We start from the raw sequence: 14291 nt of genomic DNA, 5'->3' as shown, positions 1-14291 counted from the left end.
TCTATCGGTTGCGGATGCGCGGATCGACCAGCCCATAGGCGATGTCGACCAAAAGGTTGACGCCGATGATGAGCAGCGAGAGCACGGTGATGACTGCCTGCAGGACCGGATAGTCGCGGCCCGCCACCGCATCGAAGGCGAGCGTGCCGAGGCCCGGCCAGTTGAACACGCGCTCAATGACGACAATGCCGCCCAGAAGGCCGCCAAACTGGAGGCCGAAATAGGTGATCAGCGGAATGGCGCAGTTTCTGAGCGCATGCTTGTAGAGCACCTTGCTCTCGCTCAGGCCTTTTGCACGGGCGACCTGGATATACTGTGAACGCAGCGTCTCAAGCATGGCCGTACGCACGAGCCGCACATTCGTGGCGGTGAGAATGACACCCATGGTGACTGCCGGCATGATGAAGCTGGCAAACCCGCTCATGCCCGACGGCGGCAGCCATTGCAGCATGATCGAGAACACCAGAACGAGCATGATGGCGAGCCAGAAATTCGGGAAGGAAAGCCCGACCAGAGACAGGATGCGGATCACCTGATCTGCGGTCTTGCCCTTGTTGACCGCCGCGTGGATGCCAAGCGGAATGGAAATCGCGATGGACACCAGCATGGAGGAGAAGGCCAGTGCCAGCGTGGCCGGCAAAGCCTTGGAAATGAGCAGGGATACCGAGGTGCCTCCGAGGAAGCTGCGGCCGAAATCGCCGACAAAAAGCCCTTTGATGAAATCCCAATACTGGGCGATGAACGGCTCGTTGAGGCCGAGCGCCTGACGGATATTCGCCAGATCCTCTTCCGTGACGCTGCCCGCACCCTGAGAAAGCATGAGCGCCGGATCACCGGTCAACCGGATGGCGAACGACACCGTGAGGGTGACGACGAAAACGACGAACACCGCCTGCAGGATGCGTTTGAGAAGAAAACTGGCCACCAGAGCCTCCGGGTTAGGTTCTGCGCGCTCGCGCAAAGTTCACGGGCTCGGGGGCGGCGCGAGCCGCCCCCGACATCTATGTCCTGGGAGGACTATTCGACTTCAACCTCGTTGAGGCGCATGCGGCTGTCCGGCGGCGCGATGAAGTTTTTCACCCGCTTGTTGACGCCATAGAGCGCATTGAGGTTGTAGAGCGGCATTTCGAGAGCGCGGTCGGCTGCGTAAGCTGCGATTTCCTGCAGCACCTTCTCACGCGCGTCGACGTCGATCATCGGGCGCTGCGATTCCAGAAGCGCATCGAGCTCCTTGTCGCTGTCATACGGGTTCCAGCGCTCGCCCGTGTGGTACATCAGGTAAGCGGTGTTGTCGTAGTCGAGCGTCCAGCCGCCCCAGCTCTGCTGGAACATTTCGCCGGTCTTGCCCTGCGGGATGATGTCGTTGAGCAGAACGTTGGTCTCGTACGGCTTGATGGTGGCGTTGAGGCCGACCATCTGCAGGTAGCTGGCAACCGCCTGGGTGACTTCACCGAAGGTGGCGTCATTGCCGCGAATGTCGATCTGGACCGGTGCGCCGGCAGCAACGCCCGCTTCCTTCAGAAGCTCCTTTGCCTTTGCCTGATCGAAGGGCAGCGGCTCCATCTCCGGGTCGTAACCGAACGACAGTTCCGACTGGAAGGATGCGATCTGCTTGGCCTGACCGCCGAGAACGGCATCAATGATGGCCTTGCGATCCACGGCCATGATCATGGCCTTGCGCACGCGCTCATCGGCGGTGATGCCGTTGCCGGTGTTGAAGCGCAGGGCATAGACCGTCGGGCTGGTGACGGAGCGGATTTCGAGTTTCTCATCCGCCTCGATGGTGGGAACCATGGAGATCGGAATGGTCGGCGGGATGACAATGTCGACACGGCCGGCCTGCAGCTCGGCGACGGCTGTGGCCGGCTCCGAGATGAAGCGGTACTCGACGGCGTCGAGCTTCGGTGCACCGCCCCAGTGATCGGCGAAGGCCTCAAGCTTCACGCCGACCTTCGGCTCGTAGGAGGTCATCTTGAACGGGCCGGTGCCAACGGGATTTGCGTTGACGAAATCTTCCTCGTTTTCGGTGACGTATTTCGGCGGCACGATCATCGCGCCATAGCCGGCGAGCTTGGTGATCAGCACCGGATCGGGCTGGGTCAGAACCAGATCCACCGTGAAATCGTCAACGATCTCGACCTTTTCGATGACGGCATAGTTGGAGCGCTGCGGGCCCTTCTTGCCTTCTTCGCCAAGCAGGCGGTCGAAGGTGAATTTCACGGCGTCGGCGTTGAAATCCTCGCCATTGTGGAACTTGACGCCTTCACGCAGCTTGAAGCGGAGACGCTTGCCCTCGTCGAGCACTTCCCACTCGGTGGCGAGGCCGGGGACGATCTTTGTATCGGGACCGCGATAGACCAGGCCATCATAGATGTTGGTGGCGACGGACGACCAGTTCACCAGAAAGGTGTCGATCGGATCCCAGCTGCCCGGATCCTGCGGGGAAGAGATGGTGAGCGTGCCTGCGGCCTGCGCCGGCATGACGCCGAACGGCAGAGCCGCCAGCACGGCGGCGAGTAATGCGCCGCGTGTATTGCCGAGTTTCATGGATAAGTCCTCCGTTTCTTTTGCGTTTGTGTTCCAGTGATCAGCCCGTGGCGCTCTGCGCGACCAGATGGTCGGGCGCGATCTCCACCAGAGGCTGAATTTCGGGCTCGTCGCCGACCCTGCGGACAGGGCTCGGGATTTCGCCTTCGAGCATGGGCCGGTCGGGCCGCTTTGTCGGGTCGGCGATGGGAACCGCCGAGAGCAGTTTCTTCGTGTAGGGATGCGTGGCGCGCTCGAACACGGCCTCGCGCGAACCCGCCTCCACGATCTGCCCCAGATAGAGCACGGCGACGCGGTGGCTGACCTTCTCGACCACGGCCATGTCGTGGCTGATAAAGAGGTAGGACAGGCCTTCGTCAGCCTGCAGCTCCATCAAGAGATTGATGATCTGCGCCTGCACCGACACGTCGAGCGCGGACAGCGCCTCATCGGCAATGATGAGCTTGGGCCGCGAGGCAAGCGCGCGGGCGATGCAGATGCGCTGACGCTGGCCGCCGGAGAATTCATGCGGGTAACGGCGCGCATGCTCGGCCTTGAGGCCGACGCGCTCGAGCAGTTCATCCACGCGCTTCTGCCTGGCGGCGGCGCCTTCGATCAGGCCATGTGTGACGATGGGCTCTGCGATGGAGAAGCCCACCGTGCGGCGCGGATCGAGCGAGGCGAACGGGTCCTGGAAGACATACTGCACCTTCTGGCGCAGGCTGTGACGCTCGGCCGATGACATGGCGGAAATCGCCTTGCCCTCAAAGAAAATCTCGCCGCCGGTTGCTTCCTGAAGCTGCTGGATGGTGCGGCCGATGGTGGACTTGCCGGAGCCGGACTCGCCGACCAGCGAAAGGGTTTCGCCCGGCCAGATGTCGAGGCTGACCTTTTCCACCGCGTGAACGCGGTGGGTGACGCCGCCGAAGAAGCCCTTCTTGATGTCGAAACGGGTTTCGAGGTTTTTGAGGCTCAGGATCGGGGACCGATCGTAGCGCGCGGTGTCCTGCAGATGCTCCTCGCCCACGAGGCGGGGCGTTTCGCCATCCATGACGGCAACCGGCAGGCGCTTGGGATATTTCTCGCCGGCCATGGAGCCGAGCGTGGGAACGGCGGACAGAAGGGTTTGCGTGTAGGCGTGCTGGGGGCTGGCAAAAACCTGCTCGACCGGGCCTTCCTCAACCTTCTTGCCGCGCCACATGACGACCACCTCGTCGGCCACCTCGGCCACCACGCCCATGTCATGCGTGATGAAGATGACGGCCATGCCGAGCTTTTCCTGCAGGTCGCGGATGATGGACAGGATCTGCGCCTGAATGGTGACATCCAGCGCGGTGGTGGGTTCGTCGGCGATGAGGAGTTTGGGCTTGCAGGCGAGCGCCATGGCGATCATGACGCGCTGGCGCATGCCGCCGGAAAGCTGGTGCGGATAGCGCGAAAGCAGCGCGCGGGCATCGGGCAGGCGCACCATTTCGAGCAAATCACCGGCCTGACGCAGCGCCTCTTTCTTCGAGACGCCTTCATGCAGCATCAGCACTTCGGTGATCTGGTCGCCGATGGTGAAGACCGGGTTGAGCGAGGTCATCGGCTCCTGGAAGATCATGGCGATGTCCTTGCCACGAACCTTGCGCATGGTTTCGACCGGCGCTTTCGCCAGATCGACCGGGCCGTTGCCGCCATCGAACAGGATCTCGCCACTGGCGATGGTGCCGTTCATGTGGTCGATCAGACGCATGATGGAGAGCGAGGTGACCGATTTTCCGGACCCGGATTCGCCCACAATGGCCAGCGTGCGACCGGGCGCCACCCTGAAGCTCAGATCGTCCACGACCCGGCTGGAGCCGAATTCGACAGCGAGTGAACGAATATCCAGTAACGTGTCCTGTCCGAGCTGCGGCATAGATACTCCCATCTGAAGGACAGGCCGAAATGTCCCATTGAACCCGGCTACGTCTGGCCCTAGTCTTTAGACCAGTCCGTTGGCAGACGCTTGATTTCCGCGCTTTCCTGAGCGCCCCTCCCGGCAAAAGAAAACATTTCCAGACATTTTGTCAATAAATTATCATTGAAGAAACACGAAATCCGCACGGCATCTGCCGGATACGGCTTTCGCCAACCACGGGTTCGCGCGGAAGCGATTGTCGCGGGGCGGCTTGACAGTTTCGTTTCGCCAGCTAGGCTTGAGGCATAATAAGATTTTGGCATCTGGGCCTCGCCGGGAATATTGTTGTTCCCGTCGGGGCCCTTTGCGTTTTGGGGAACGGGTGTGAACACTTATCCGATCGGCGTTCTGTTTTCGCGTAGCGGTGGCTACAGTCGGCCGGCCGAACAGGGCTATTTCGGCGCCCTGGCGGCGGTGGCCGACATCAATGCGGATGATGCCTATCCGTTCAGGCTCGAAGCCCATCACGCCGACCCGAAGGGCAATGCCGACCGGTATGCGGAGCTTTGCCGCGATCTCATCCGCCAGACAGGCGCGCAGCACATTGTCGGCTGCACCACCTCGTGGAGCCGCAAGGAGGTGATCCCGGTTGTCGAGAAGCTCGATGCTTTGCTGTGGTACCCTTGCGTCTATGAGGGTTTCGAGGTTTCGGAAAACCTCGTCTACATCGCCGCCTGCGCCAACCAGCAGCTCGTGCCGCTGCTCGATTATATCGTGCCGCGCTTCGGCGCGCGGGGTTTCCTGACAGGCGCGAACTATATCTGGGGGTGGGAAACCAACCGCATTGCGCGCGATGTTCTGACCCGCTCCGGCGGCAGCGTTCTGGGCGAACGCTACGTACCCATCGGCGATGATGATATCGACCATCTGATCGAGGAAATCCGGGAGAAGCGGCCTGATTTCATACTCAACAATCTGATCGGAAATTCCTCATACGCCTTTCTCGCCGCTTATCAGGCGCTCGGGAAGGAAGACCCGGCTTTCCTTCCGGACAACTGCCCGGTGGTGAGCTGCAATCTATGTGAGAATGAAACCACGAGGCTCGGCACCATCGCAGAGGGACAATACACCGTATCGAGCTATTTCCGGGCGCTGGCGAGCGAAGAGAACGACCGTTTCGCCGCCCGCATGAAAGCCGAGAACCCCACACAGGTGGCGGACGCTTTTTTCGTTCAGGCCTATGCCGCCGTGGTGATGATTGCCGATGCCATACGCCGCATCGGAAGCGATGAGGCACAGCGGGTGCTGGAAGCGGTCCGTGAGCATGAGACGACAACGCCGCTTGGTTCGTTGCGCGTCGACCCTGCGACCAATCACGTCAGCCTCCATGCCCATATCGGCCGCACACGCGCCGATGGCGATTTCGAGATCGTGCATCATTGCTCCGAAGCCATCGCGCCGGATCCGTTTCTGACGGCGACGCCGCTCGACCGGCTTTATGCGAACATGGCCGCCGACGCGCGGCAGCTGAGGGTGGTGCGATGAGCCCGGCCCTTGCCCATACGCCCAATTTCGTCGGCTGGCGGGCGCTCATCCTGCACCGGCCGCACCAGAACGTGGACGCGCTGATGGCGCAGTGCGCGCGCATCGGCATTGCCGCCGATCAGGCCTGGCCGACGCTGGAAAACAGCGACGCAATGCGCGATTTCAACGTGCTCCTGATCGATGCCGATATGGGCCATGACGAGCAGTTTCCCTGGGCGCCCGGCCTTGCTCCCATGCCGATGATCGCGCTGATCGGCTCGGAAGCGCCCGGGCGCATCGCCTGGACCATCGGACAGGGAGCGGACGCCCAGCTTCTGAAGCCCATCGGCAGCGCCGGGCTCTACAGCGCGCTTGTCGTTGCGAGCCAGGGTTTTCTACGGCGCATGGCGCAGATGGAGGAAATCGCCCTCCTGAAAGACCAGCTCGCCAAGCGCCAGGTCGTCGCCGAGGCGACCGCCATCCTCATGCTGAAGCACAATTGCGATGCCGAGGCCGCCTATAACCGTCTTCGCAAGACGGCCATGGCCGAACGGCGCTCCATCGAGAAGGCCGCCGCCGGCATCGTCGCAAGTTTCGATACACACGGAAGAACGAATGTCACAAACGGCCGCTGAGACGGAGACGCAAGTGGCGACACCGTCGGTTCTGGCGCGCCTTGTGCGCCGGCCGCTGGCGCTGACCGGGCTCATCATCATCGCGGTGGTGGTGCTGGCCGCAGTCTTTGCGCCATGGCTTGCGCCTTACAATCCCTATGAGCAGTTCTTCGAGGGGCTGACCATCGAGGGCGCACCGCTGCCGCCCAATGCGCAGTTCTGGTTCGGCACCGACCTGGTGGGACGCGACCTCTTCAGCCGTTTGATCTATGGCGCGCAGACATCGCTGATCATCGGCGTGGTGGCCAATGGTATCGCCGTGGTGATCGGCTCGGCGGTGGGCATTTCGGCCGGCTATTTCCGCGGCTGGGTCGACACGGTTCTGATGCGCTTCACCGATTTGATGATGGCCTTTCCGGCCCTCCTTCTGGCCATCGTTCTGGCGGCGATCTTCAGCCCGAGCCTGTGGATCGTGGCCATGGTGATCGCCATGGTAAACTGGGTGCAGATCGCCCGCGTTACCTATACCGAGACACGCTCCATCGCCGAACGCGATTTCGTGGTGGCCGAGCGCGCCATGGGCGCGGGCGCAGGGCGCATCCTGTTCCGCCACATCCTGCCGCATCTGCTCTCCACCATCATCGTGTGGGCGACGCTCGGCATCGCAACCACCGTGCTTCTGGAAGCGACGCTTTCCTTCCTCGGCATCGGCGTTCAGCCGCCCATTCCCTCCTGGGGCAACATCATCTTCGAGAACCAGACCTATTTCACCTCCGCGCCCTGGCTCGTCTTCATTCCTGGCGTTGCCATCCTCGCGCTGGCACTGGCTTTCAACCTGGTGGGCGATGCGCTGCGCGACATTCTCGACCCGACACAGCAGGGGCGCCACTGATGCTCGCCTATGTCGCCCGCCGCCTGATCCAGACCGCGCTGATCCTGCTTGGCATCAGCTTCGTGACCTTCGTGTTGCTCTATCTCGTTCCGGCAGACCCGGCGCGCCAGATCGCCGGCCGCAGCGCGACCGCCGCGACCGTGGAGAACATCCGCGAACAGCTTGGCCTCACCCTGCCCTTCTATGAGCAGTATCTGCGCTATCTCGGCGGTCTCCTGAATGGCGATCTCGGCCGCTCCTATCTGCAAAAGACCGAGGTTTCCGAACTGATTGCTTCCCGCCTTCCGGCGAGTCTTCTCCTGATGGTCGGCGCAATTTTCTGCGAACTCGTGCTTGGCCTCACCATGGGCGTGGTGGCGGCGCTGAAGCGCGGCTCGCGCACCGACGACACGCTGATGATCGCCTCTTTCGTGGGTGTTTCGGCCCCGCAGTTCGTGATCGGCATTCTGCTGCTCTACGTGTTTGCGGTGAAGCTCGGCTGGTTCCCCATCGGCGGCTACGGCGACTTCGCGCATCTCGTCCTGCCCTCCATCACGCTCGGTTTCCTGGGGGCCGGCTGGTATTCGCGCATGATGCGTTCGTCGCTGATCGACGTGCTCAGGCAGGATTATATCCGCACCGCGCGTGCCACCGGCATCACCCGCGCAAAGGTGCTTTTCGGCCATGCGCTTCCCAACGCCATCCTGCCCATCATCGCCATGATCGGCATCGACATCGGCCTGTTCATGTCGGGCATCGTGGTGGTGGAAAGCGTGTTCGGCTGGCCGGGCATCGGCCAGCTCGCCTGGCAGGCGATCCAGCGTGTCGACATTCCCATCATCATGGGCGTCACGCTGGTTTCAGCCTGCGCCATCGTGCTCGGCAATCTTCTTGCCGATCTGATCACCCCGCTGATCGACCCGCGCATCAAGCTGCGCTGATGCAAGACCAACAAAAAGTGCAGCACCAGAGAAAGGAACACTTGAGATGAGAAAACTGCTTCTGGCCCGCGTCGCCGCCGCTGCCCTTTCCACCTCCGCCATGCTTGCCCCTGCTCTTGCGCAGGATATCAAGCAGGGCGGCTCCATGACCGTGACCTACAAGGACGACGTCTCGACGCTCGATCCGGCCATCGGCTATGACTGGCAGAACTGGTCGATGATCAAGTCGCTGTTCGACGGCCTGATGGACTATGTGCCGGGCACGACCGAGCTGCGCCCGGAAATCGCCGAATCCTACGAGATTTCCGAGGATGGCACGGTCTTCACCTTCAAGCTGCGCGACGGCGTGAAATTCCACAATGGCCGCGATCTGACCGCTGAGGACGTGAAATACTCCATCGAGCGCACGGTGAACCCGAAAACGCAAAGCCCCGGCGCCGGTTTCTTCGGCTCCATCAAGGGCTTTGAGGAAGCCTCCAGCGGCAATGCGGACGGGCTATCGGGCATCACCGTGGTGGACGATCACACCATCAAGTTCGAGCTGTCGCGCCCCGACGCGACCTTCCTGCATGTGCTGGCGCTCAACTTCGCCCATGTGGTGCCGAAGGAAGAGGTAGAGAAACACGGTGCGGACTTCGGCAAGCATCCGGTCGGCTCCGGCGCGTTCAGGCTGGCGGAATGGACGCTTGGCCAGCGCCTCGTCTTCGAGCGCTTCGAGGACTACTGGAACCCCGGCGTGCCGAAGCTCGACCAGATTATTTTTGAAGTGGGTCAGGAGCCGGTCGTGGCGCTTCTGCGCCTGCAGAACGGCGAAGTGGACGTGCCGGGCGACGGCATTCCGCCCGCAAAATTCATCGAGGTGAAGAACGATCCCAAGTTCAAGGATCTGATCATTCAGGGCGGACAGCTTCACACCGGCTATGTGACCATGAATGTGAAAATGGAGCCCTTTGACAAGGTCGAGGTGCGCAAGGCCGTGAACATGGCCATCAACAAGGATCGCATCCTGCGCATCATCAATGGCCGCGCCGTTGCCGCCAACCAGCCTCTGCCGCCCTCCATGCCGGGCTATGCCAAGGATTATGAGGGCTATGCTTACGACCCGGAAGCGGCAAAGGCGCTTCTGGCCGAGGCCGGGCTTGCCGACGGGTTCGAGACCGAACTCTACGTGATGAACACCGACCCGCAGCCGCGTATCGCGCAGGCGATCCAGCAGGATCTGAAGGCCATCGGCATCAATGCCTCGATCAAGTCTCTGGCGCAGGCCAATGTGATTGCCGCCGGCGGCGAGGAAGATCAGGCCCCGATGATCTGGTCGGGCGGCATGGCGTGGATTGCCGACTTCCCCGACCCGTCCAACTTCTACGGTCCAATCCTCGGCTGCGACGGCGCGGTGCCGGGTGGCTGGAACTGGGCCTGGTATTGCAACGAGGATCTCGATGCCATGGCGAAGGATGCCGATGCCATGGTCGACCCGGAAAAGACCGGCGAGCGCGAGGCCATGTGGCGCGACATCTATCTGAAGGTGATGGAAGACGCCCCCTGGGCGCCGATCTTCAACGAAGAGCGCTTCACCATTCGCTCTGAACGCATCGGCGGCGACGACAAGCTGTTCGTCGATCCGGTGCACATTCCCGTCCACTATGACGAGGTTTTTGCCAAAGATGTGCAGTAACTGCGACTACACCATTCACGGGCGCCACCACCATTTTGGGTGGGATCATTCGATCCCGCCCGCAGAACGGGTGACGCCGGGCTCGACGCTGGAATTCGAGTGTCTCGATTCCGGCTCCGGTCACTTTTCGCCCGACAGCACCGTGGACGATATCGCCACGCTGGATTTCTCCAGGGTCAACCCGGTCAACGGCCCCATCTATGTGGAAGGGGCCAAGCCGGGCGATGCACTGAAGGTGGAAATCCTCTCGTTCAAACCGTCCGGCTTCGGCTGGACGGCGAACATTCCCGGCTTCGGGCTCCTGGCAGACCAGTTCAAGGACCCGGCGCTAACGCTGTGGAACTATGACGCGGCAAGCCTTGAGCCGGCGGCCTTTGGCAAGCACGGCCGTGTGCCGCTCAAACCCTTTGCCGGAACCATCGGACTGGCACCGGCGGAGCCGGGTCTGCACTCGGTGGTGCCGCCCCGGCGCATGGGCGGCAATCTCGACATTCGCGATCTGGCGGCGGGCACCACGCTCTATCTGCCGGTCGAGGTGGAGGGGGCGCTGTTCTCCATCGGCGACACCCATGCCGCACAGGGCGATGGCGAAGTGTGCGGCACGGCCATCGAGAGCCAGATGAACGTGGCGGTGAAGCTCGACGTGGTGAAGGACGCAAACCTTGCCATGCCGCGCTTCACCACGCCGGGACCGGTGACGCGGCATCTGGATGCGGAAGGCTATGAGGTGACGACCGGCATCGGCTCCGACCTCATGGAAGGGGCGCGGGCCGCCCTTTCCGGCATGATCGACCTTCTGTGCGCCACGCGCGGGCTCGCGCCTGAAGACGCCTATATGCTCTGCTCGGTGTGTGGCGACCTGCGCATCAGCGAAATCGTCGATCAGCCCAACTGGGTGGTCTCGTTCTACTTCCCGCGCGTCGTCTTTTCGTGAGCCGACGCCAATGAGCAAAGCGCGCGCCATGCAACAGAAAACAACCAGTGGCCTTCTGGAGGTGAGCGGGCTCACCGTACAGGTCGCCACACCGACGGGCGCGCGCACTGTCGTCGACGATCTGTCTTTCACGCTGGAAGGTGGAAAGACGCTCTGCATTGCAGGCGAAAGCGGTTCGGGCAAATCCATGACCGCGCTTTCGCTGATGCAGCTTCTGCCGAAGCCCATGGCGCGTGTTGCGGCGGGAACGGCGGCTCTTGAGGGACGCGATATTCTTGCCCTGCCTGAAGCCGAGATGCGGCAGGTGCGTGGCCGCCATATCGGCATGATCTTTCAGGAGCCGATGACCTCGCTCAACCCGGTGCTTTCCGTCGGAAAGCAACTGGCTGGTGCGATTTCCGCTCATGGCGGGCTTTCTGAAAAAGCGATCCGCGCCCGCGCGCTTGAACTGCTCGATCAGGTGCAGATCCCCGAGCCGGCGCGGCGGCTAAAGCAATATCCGCACGAGCTTTCCGGCGGCATGCGCCAGCGCGTGGTGATCGCCATGGCGCTGGCCCAGAGCCCGCAGATCCTGATTGCAGACGAGCCCACCACGGCGCTGGACGTGACCGTGCAGGCGCAGATACTGGCGCTGATCCGCAAATTGCAGGCTGATCTTGGCATCTCCGTCATCATGATCACGCATGATATGGGCGTGGTGGCCGAGATGGCCGATGACGTGCTCGTGATGCAGCATGGACGCATGGTGGAACACAGCTCCGCCAGTGTGATTTTCTCACAACCCCGTCACCCCTATACACGGGAACTGCTTGCCGCCGTGCCTCGGCTGGGCGAGATGACCGGCACCACGGAGCCGAAGCGCGTGGCGGCCCGCCCCGGAACAGGGCCGGAAAAGCCGCTTGTTGCCCAACCGCTGGTTTCCGTAAAGGATCTGACCGTGCGCTTCGACATCAAGGGCGGCATATTGCAACGGCCGGTGCAGCGCGTGCATGCGGTGGAGGGGATCTCCTTCGATATCATGCCGGGCGAGACGCTTTCGCTGGTGGGGGAATCGGGCTGCGGAAAGTCCACCACCGGCAAGGCGCTTTTGAACCTGATCCCGTGGCAGGGGGACATTCGCGTGGCGGGCCAGACGACGCGCGGGCTCAGGCCCCGCGCCATGCGACCGGTTTTGCGCGATGTGCAGATGATCTTTCAGGACCCCTATGCCTCGCTCGACCCGCGCATGCGGGTCGGCGACCTGGTGGCCGAGCCGCTACAAATTCACGGGCTGGCAAGCGGCAGCGCGCTGGAAGACCGGGTTGCCTATCTCTTCAAGCGAGTGGGGCTCTCGACAGATCAGATGCGGCGCTATCCGCATGAATTCTCCGGTGGCCAGCGCCAGCGCATCTGCATTGCGCGCGCGCTTTCGCTTTCGCCTAAACTGATCGTGGCGGATGAATCGGTCGCCGCACTCGATGTCTCGATCCAGGCACAGGTGCTCGATCTCCTACAGGACATCCAGAACGAGACGGGCATGTCCTATCTCTTCATCTCGCACGACATGGCCGTGGTGGAGCAGATCAGCCATCGGGTGGCGGTGATGTATATGGGGCGGTTTGTGGAGATGGGCAGCCGGGCGCAGATTTTTGAAAACCCGCAGCACGACTATACCAAAAAGCTGATGGCAGCAGTGCCGGTGGCCGACCCGTCGCGCCCGCGCCGCGCCTTTATGGAAAAGGCGGAAGACCTGCCGAGCCCCGTGCATGGGCTGGACTATGTTCCGCCGCGGGAGTCCGCGCGCGACATTGGCGGAGGGCACTGTGTATGGCTAGAAGATGATGGAAGGAACATCTCCAGCTAGATCGCCGAACCTGAAAGCTTCTGTTTCAGCAGCATCCGGCACAAAAAAGGCCGGGCGCTAACCCGACCTTCCTGATCATCTCGATGCGTCGTGCCAGTACATCCGTGGTCACGTCGCAGAGATGAAAACTATGCAGCCTGCAGATTATCTGCGGCGCTTTTGCCGGACTTGCGGTCCTGCACAACGTCGAAGCTCAGCTTCTGGCCTTCCACGATGTTCTGCATACCGGCGCGTTCGACGGCCGAGATGTGGACGAAAACGTCATTGTCGCCATTGTCAGGAGCAATGAAACCAAAACCTTTGGTTGCATTGAAAAACTTTACGGTACCAGTTGTCATACGATTTTCCTTTTCAAATCGTCATAGGGAATTGATGCTGGCAACTGCCGAGCATCATGAAGTTCGAATTTGAGGGAAGATCGTAGGGGCGCATGGCAGCGCAAAAACAAAGTTCAACAGCAATTTCGAAGCGCACTGTATAGATGCGAATTACGTCGAAAGCAAGGCTTGGTTGAATAAATAAACCGCCCTCTGCCGCAAGCCCTAAAACAACCTTGCAAGGAAGATCAGGCTCATCAGGGTTCCGACGATAATGACCACAGCGCGCACCACGGACGCTGGAAGCGCGCGGGCCAGCGGAGCCCCCGCATAACCGCCGATTGTGGCGGCCACCATCATCACCAGCGCCTGCGGCCAGGCAACGATACCCGCAATTGCAAAGGTGGCAACGGAAATGGCCGAGAGGATAAAGGACAGCCCGTTTTTCAGCCCGTTCATCGTGTTCAGATCACGCATGCCCCAGAGCGAGAACAGCGCAAGCAGGACGATGCCCAGGCCGCCATTGAAATAGCCTCCATAAATCGAAACGAGAACAGTGCTGAACCTGCCCTCGCCCGCGCCACTTCCGAAACGGCGGGCAAGACCCTGTATCCTCGTGCCGAAGGCGAAGGTGAGCGTGGCTATAGCGAGCAGAAACGGGACCACCAGCGAGAACGCCTCATTGGATGAAACAAGCAGAAGGAGCGAGCCGACCAGTCCGCCGATGGCGGTCAGGCCGGCGATGCGCAGGAGGCGGGGTCTTTCGAAGGCGGCAAGTTCGGAACGAAAGCCGAGCGCGCCACCAAGATAACCAGGGAATACGGCAACCGCACTGGTGGCATTGGCTGCGACAACCGGAACGCCGGCATAGACGAGTGCCGGGAAGGTGAGAAACGTTCCACCGCCTGCAACCGTATTGAGCGTGCCGGCAAAGAATGCCGCAACAGCCAGGATCAGATACTCTTCCATAGTCCTTCCAGTTTCGAGAACCCTGCCGGGCTCCCTTAACCCACGACGCTGTATCGGCCAATGGCCTCAAAACAGAGCCGGTTGGTGCAGCCGGCTCACACAGTTTTGATAGCCACACTGGATTGTGTCGCCGGCGGCCCTTCAACCTTTCTTATGAATCTGACATTAGGGAAGGCATGAAGGGACTTTGAGCGA

General features: G+C 61.6%; 12 protein-coding genes. 7 read left to right on the top strand and 5 right to left on the bottom strand.

Annotation, left to right across the window (positions count from 1 at the left end; translation table 11 throughout):
- Window position 1 precedes the first annotated feature (1 nt).
- From AC07E3_RS06620 to AC07E3_RS06610, 3 genes are all read right to left on the bottom strand, one after another.
- Window positions 2-925 carry an ABC transporter permease gene (locus AC07E3_RS06620; RefSeq protein WP_065816572.1) on the bottom strand — a complete coding sequence of 308 codons (924 nt, stop codon included), beginning with the start codon at window positions 923-925 and terminating at the stop codon, window positions 2-4.
- 92 nt (window positions 926-1017) lie between these two features.
- Window positions 1018-2547, bottom strand: a complete 1530-nt coding sequence (locus AC07E3_RS06615; protein WP_478360749.1) for an ABC transporter substrate-binding protein — start codon at window positions 2545-2547, stop codon at window positions 1018-1020.
- 40 nt (window positions 2548-2587) lie between these two features.
- Window positions 2588-4426, bottom strand: a complete 1839-nt coding sequence (locus tag AC07E3_RS06610) for an ABC transporter ATP-binding protein (RefSeq protein WP_478360747.1) — start codon at window positions 4424-4426, stop codon at window positions 2588-2590.
- A gap of 366 nt (window positions 4427-4792) precedes the next feature.
- Here AC07E3_RS06610 and AC07E3_RS06605 point away from each other — a divergent pair, with 366 nt between their 5' ends.
- From AC07E3_RS06605 to AC07E3_RS06575, 7 genes are read left to right on the top strand one after another with little or no spacing between them, the layout of a single operon-like run.
- Window positions 4793-5953, top strand: coding sequence for a transporter substrate-binding domain-containing protein (locus AC07E3_RS06605; RefSeq protein ID WP_336067385.1), 1161 nt, complete (start codon window positions 4793-4795; stop codon window positions 5951-5953).
- A complete protein-coding gene (locus AC07E3_RS06600; RefSeq protein ID WP_478360745.1) occupies window positions 5950-6567 on the top strand; it encodes an ANTAR domain-containing response regulator in 618 nt (205 codons plus the stop codon). The genes AC07E3_RS06605 and AC07E3_RS06600 overlap by 4 nt, the downstream gene beginning before the upstream one ends.
- Window positions 6548-7438 carry an ABC transporter permease gene (locus AC07E3_RS06595; RefSeq protein ID WP_065816487.1) on the top strand — a complete coding sequence of 297 codons (891 nt, stop codon included), beginning with the start codon at window positions 6548-6550 and terminating at the stop codon, window positions 7436-7438. The genes AC07E3_RS06600 and AC07E3_RS06595 overlap by 20 nt, the downstream gene beginning before the upstream one ends.
- On the top strand, window positions 7438-8358 hold the full coding sequence (locus AC07E3_RS06590; protein ID WP_478360743.1) for an ABC transporter permease: 921 nt from the start codon (window positions 7438-7440) through the stop codon (window positions 8356-8358). Before AC07E3_RS06595 ends, AC07E3_RS06590 begins: the two co-directional genes overlap by 1 nt.
- A 46-nt stretch (window positions 8359-8404) precedes the next feature.
- A complete protein-coding gene (locus AC07E3_RS06585) occupies window positions 8405-10033 on the top strand; it encodes an ABC transporter substrate-binding protein (RefSeq protein WP_478360741.1) in 1629 nt (542 codons plus the stop codon).
- Window positions 10023-10967, top strand: coding sequence for an acetamidase/formamidase family protein (locus tag AC07E3_RS06580; RefSeq protein ID WP_478360739.1), 945 nt, complete (start codon window positions 10023-10025; stop codon window positions 10965-10967). Before AC07E3_RS06585 ends, AC07E3_RS06580 begins: the two co-directional genes overlap by 11 nt.
- Window positions 10968-10995: 28 nt before the next feature.
- The gene (locus tag AC07E3_RS06575; protein WP_478360737.1) at window positions 10996-12810 is read left to right on the top strand and encodes an ABC transporter ATP-binding protein; all 1815 of its coding nucleotides are present in this window, start codon (window positions 10996-10998) and stop codon (window positions 12808-12810) included.
- A gap of 128 nt (window positions 12811-12938) precedes the next feature.
- Here AC07E3_RS06575 and AC07E3_RS06570 read toward each other — a convergent pair whose 3' ends face one another.
- Together AC07E3_RS06570 and AC07E3_RS06565 are read right to left on the bottom strand one after the other, a co-directional pair.
- Complete coding sequence (locus AC07E3_RS06570) at window positions 12939-13148, bottom strand: cold-shock protein (RefSeq protein WP_336067404.1); 210 nt, start codon at window positions 13146-13148, stop codon at window positions 12939-12941.
- A gap of 204 nt (window positions 13149-13352) precedes the next feature.
- Entirely contained in the window at window positions 13353-14096 is a 744-nt protein-coding gene (locus AC07E3_RS06565) for a sulfite exporter TauE/SafE family protein (RefSeq protein ID WP_336067407.1), read from the bottom strand.
- Between the last annotated feature and the right edge of the window lie 195 nt (window positions 14097-14291).

The organism is Nitratireductor lacus (genome assembly GCF_056431025.1).
Note: the sequence above shows the minus strand (reverse complement) of the source record. Positions and strands in the feature narration are given on the sequence as shown.

What these genes read in the sequence shown, in the direction of transcription:
- AC07E3_RS06615 (WP_478360749.1), bottom strand. Translation starts at nt 2,547, where the DNA reads ATGAAACTCGGCAATACACGCGGCGCATTACTCGCCGCCGTGCTGGCG.
- AC07E3_RS06610 (WP_478360747.1), bottom strand. Translation starts at nt 4,426, where the DNA reads ATGCCGCAGCTCGGACAGGACACGTTACTGGATATTCGTTCACTCGCT.
- AC07E3_RS06600 (WP_478360745.1), top strand. Translation starts at nt 5,950, where the DNA reads ATGAGCCCGGCCCTTGCCCATACGCCCAATTTCGTCGGCTGGCGGGCG.
- AC07E3_RS06595 (WP_065816487.1), top strand. Translation starts at nt 6,548, where the DNA reads ATGTCACAAACGGCCGCTGAGACGGAGACGCAAGTGGCGACACCGTCG.
- AC07E3_RS06590 (WP_478360743.1), top strand. Translation starts at nt 7,438, where the DNA reads ATGCTCGCCTATGTCGCCCGCCGCCTGATCCAGACCGCGCTGATCCTG.
- AC07E3_RS06585 (WP_478360741.1), top strand. Translation starts at nt 8,405, where the DNA reads ATGAGAAAACTGCTTCTGGCCCGCGTCGCCGCCGCTGCCCTTTCCACC.
- AC07E3_RS06580 (WP_478360739.1), top strand. Translation starts at nt 10,023, where the DNA reads ATGTGCAGTAACTGCGACTACACCATTCACGGGCGCCACCACCATTTT.
- AC07E3_RS06575 (WP_478360737.1), top strand. Translation starts at nt 10,996, where the DNA reads ATGCAACAGAAAACAACCAGTGGCCTTCTGGAGGTGAGCGGGCTCACC.
- AC07E3_RS06570 (WP_336067404.1), bottom strand. Translation starts at nt 13,148, where the DNA reads ATGACAACTGGTACCGTAAAGTTTTTCAATGCAACCAAAGGTTTTGGT.
- AC07E3_RS06565 (WP_336067407.1), bottom strand. Translation starts at nt 14,096, where the DNA reads ATGGAAGAGTATCTGATCCTGGCTGTTGCGGCATTCTTTGCCGGCACG.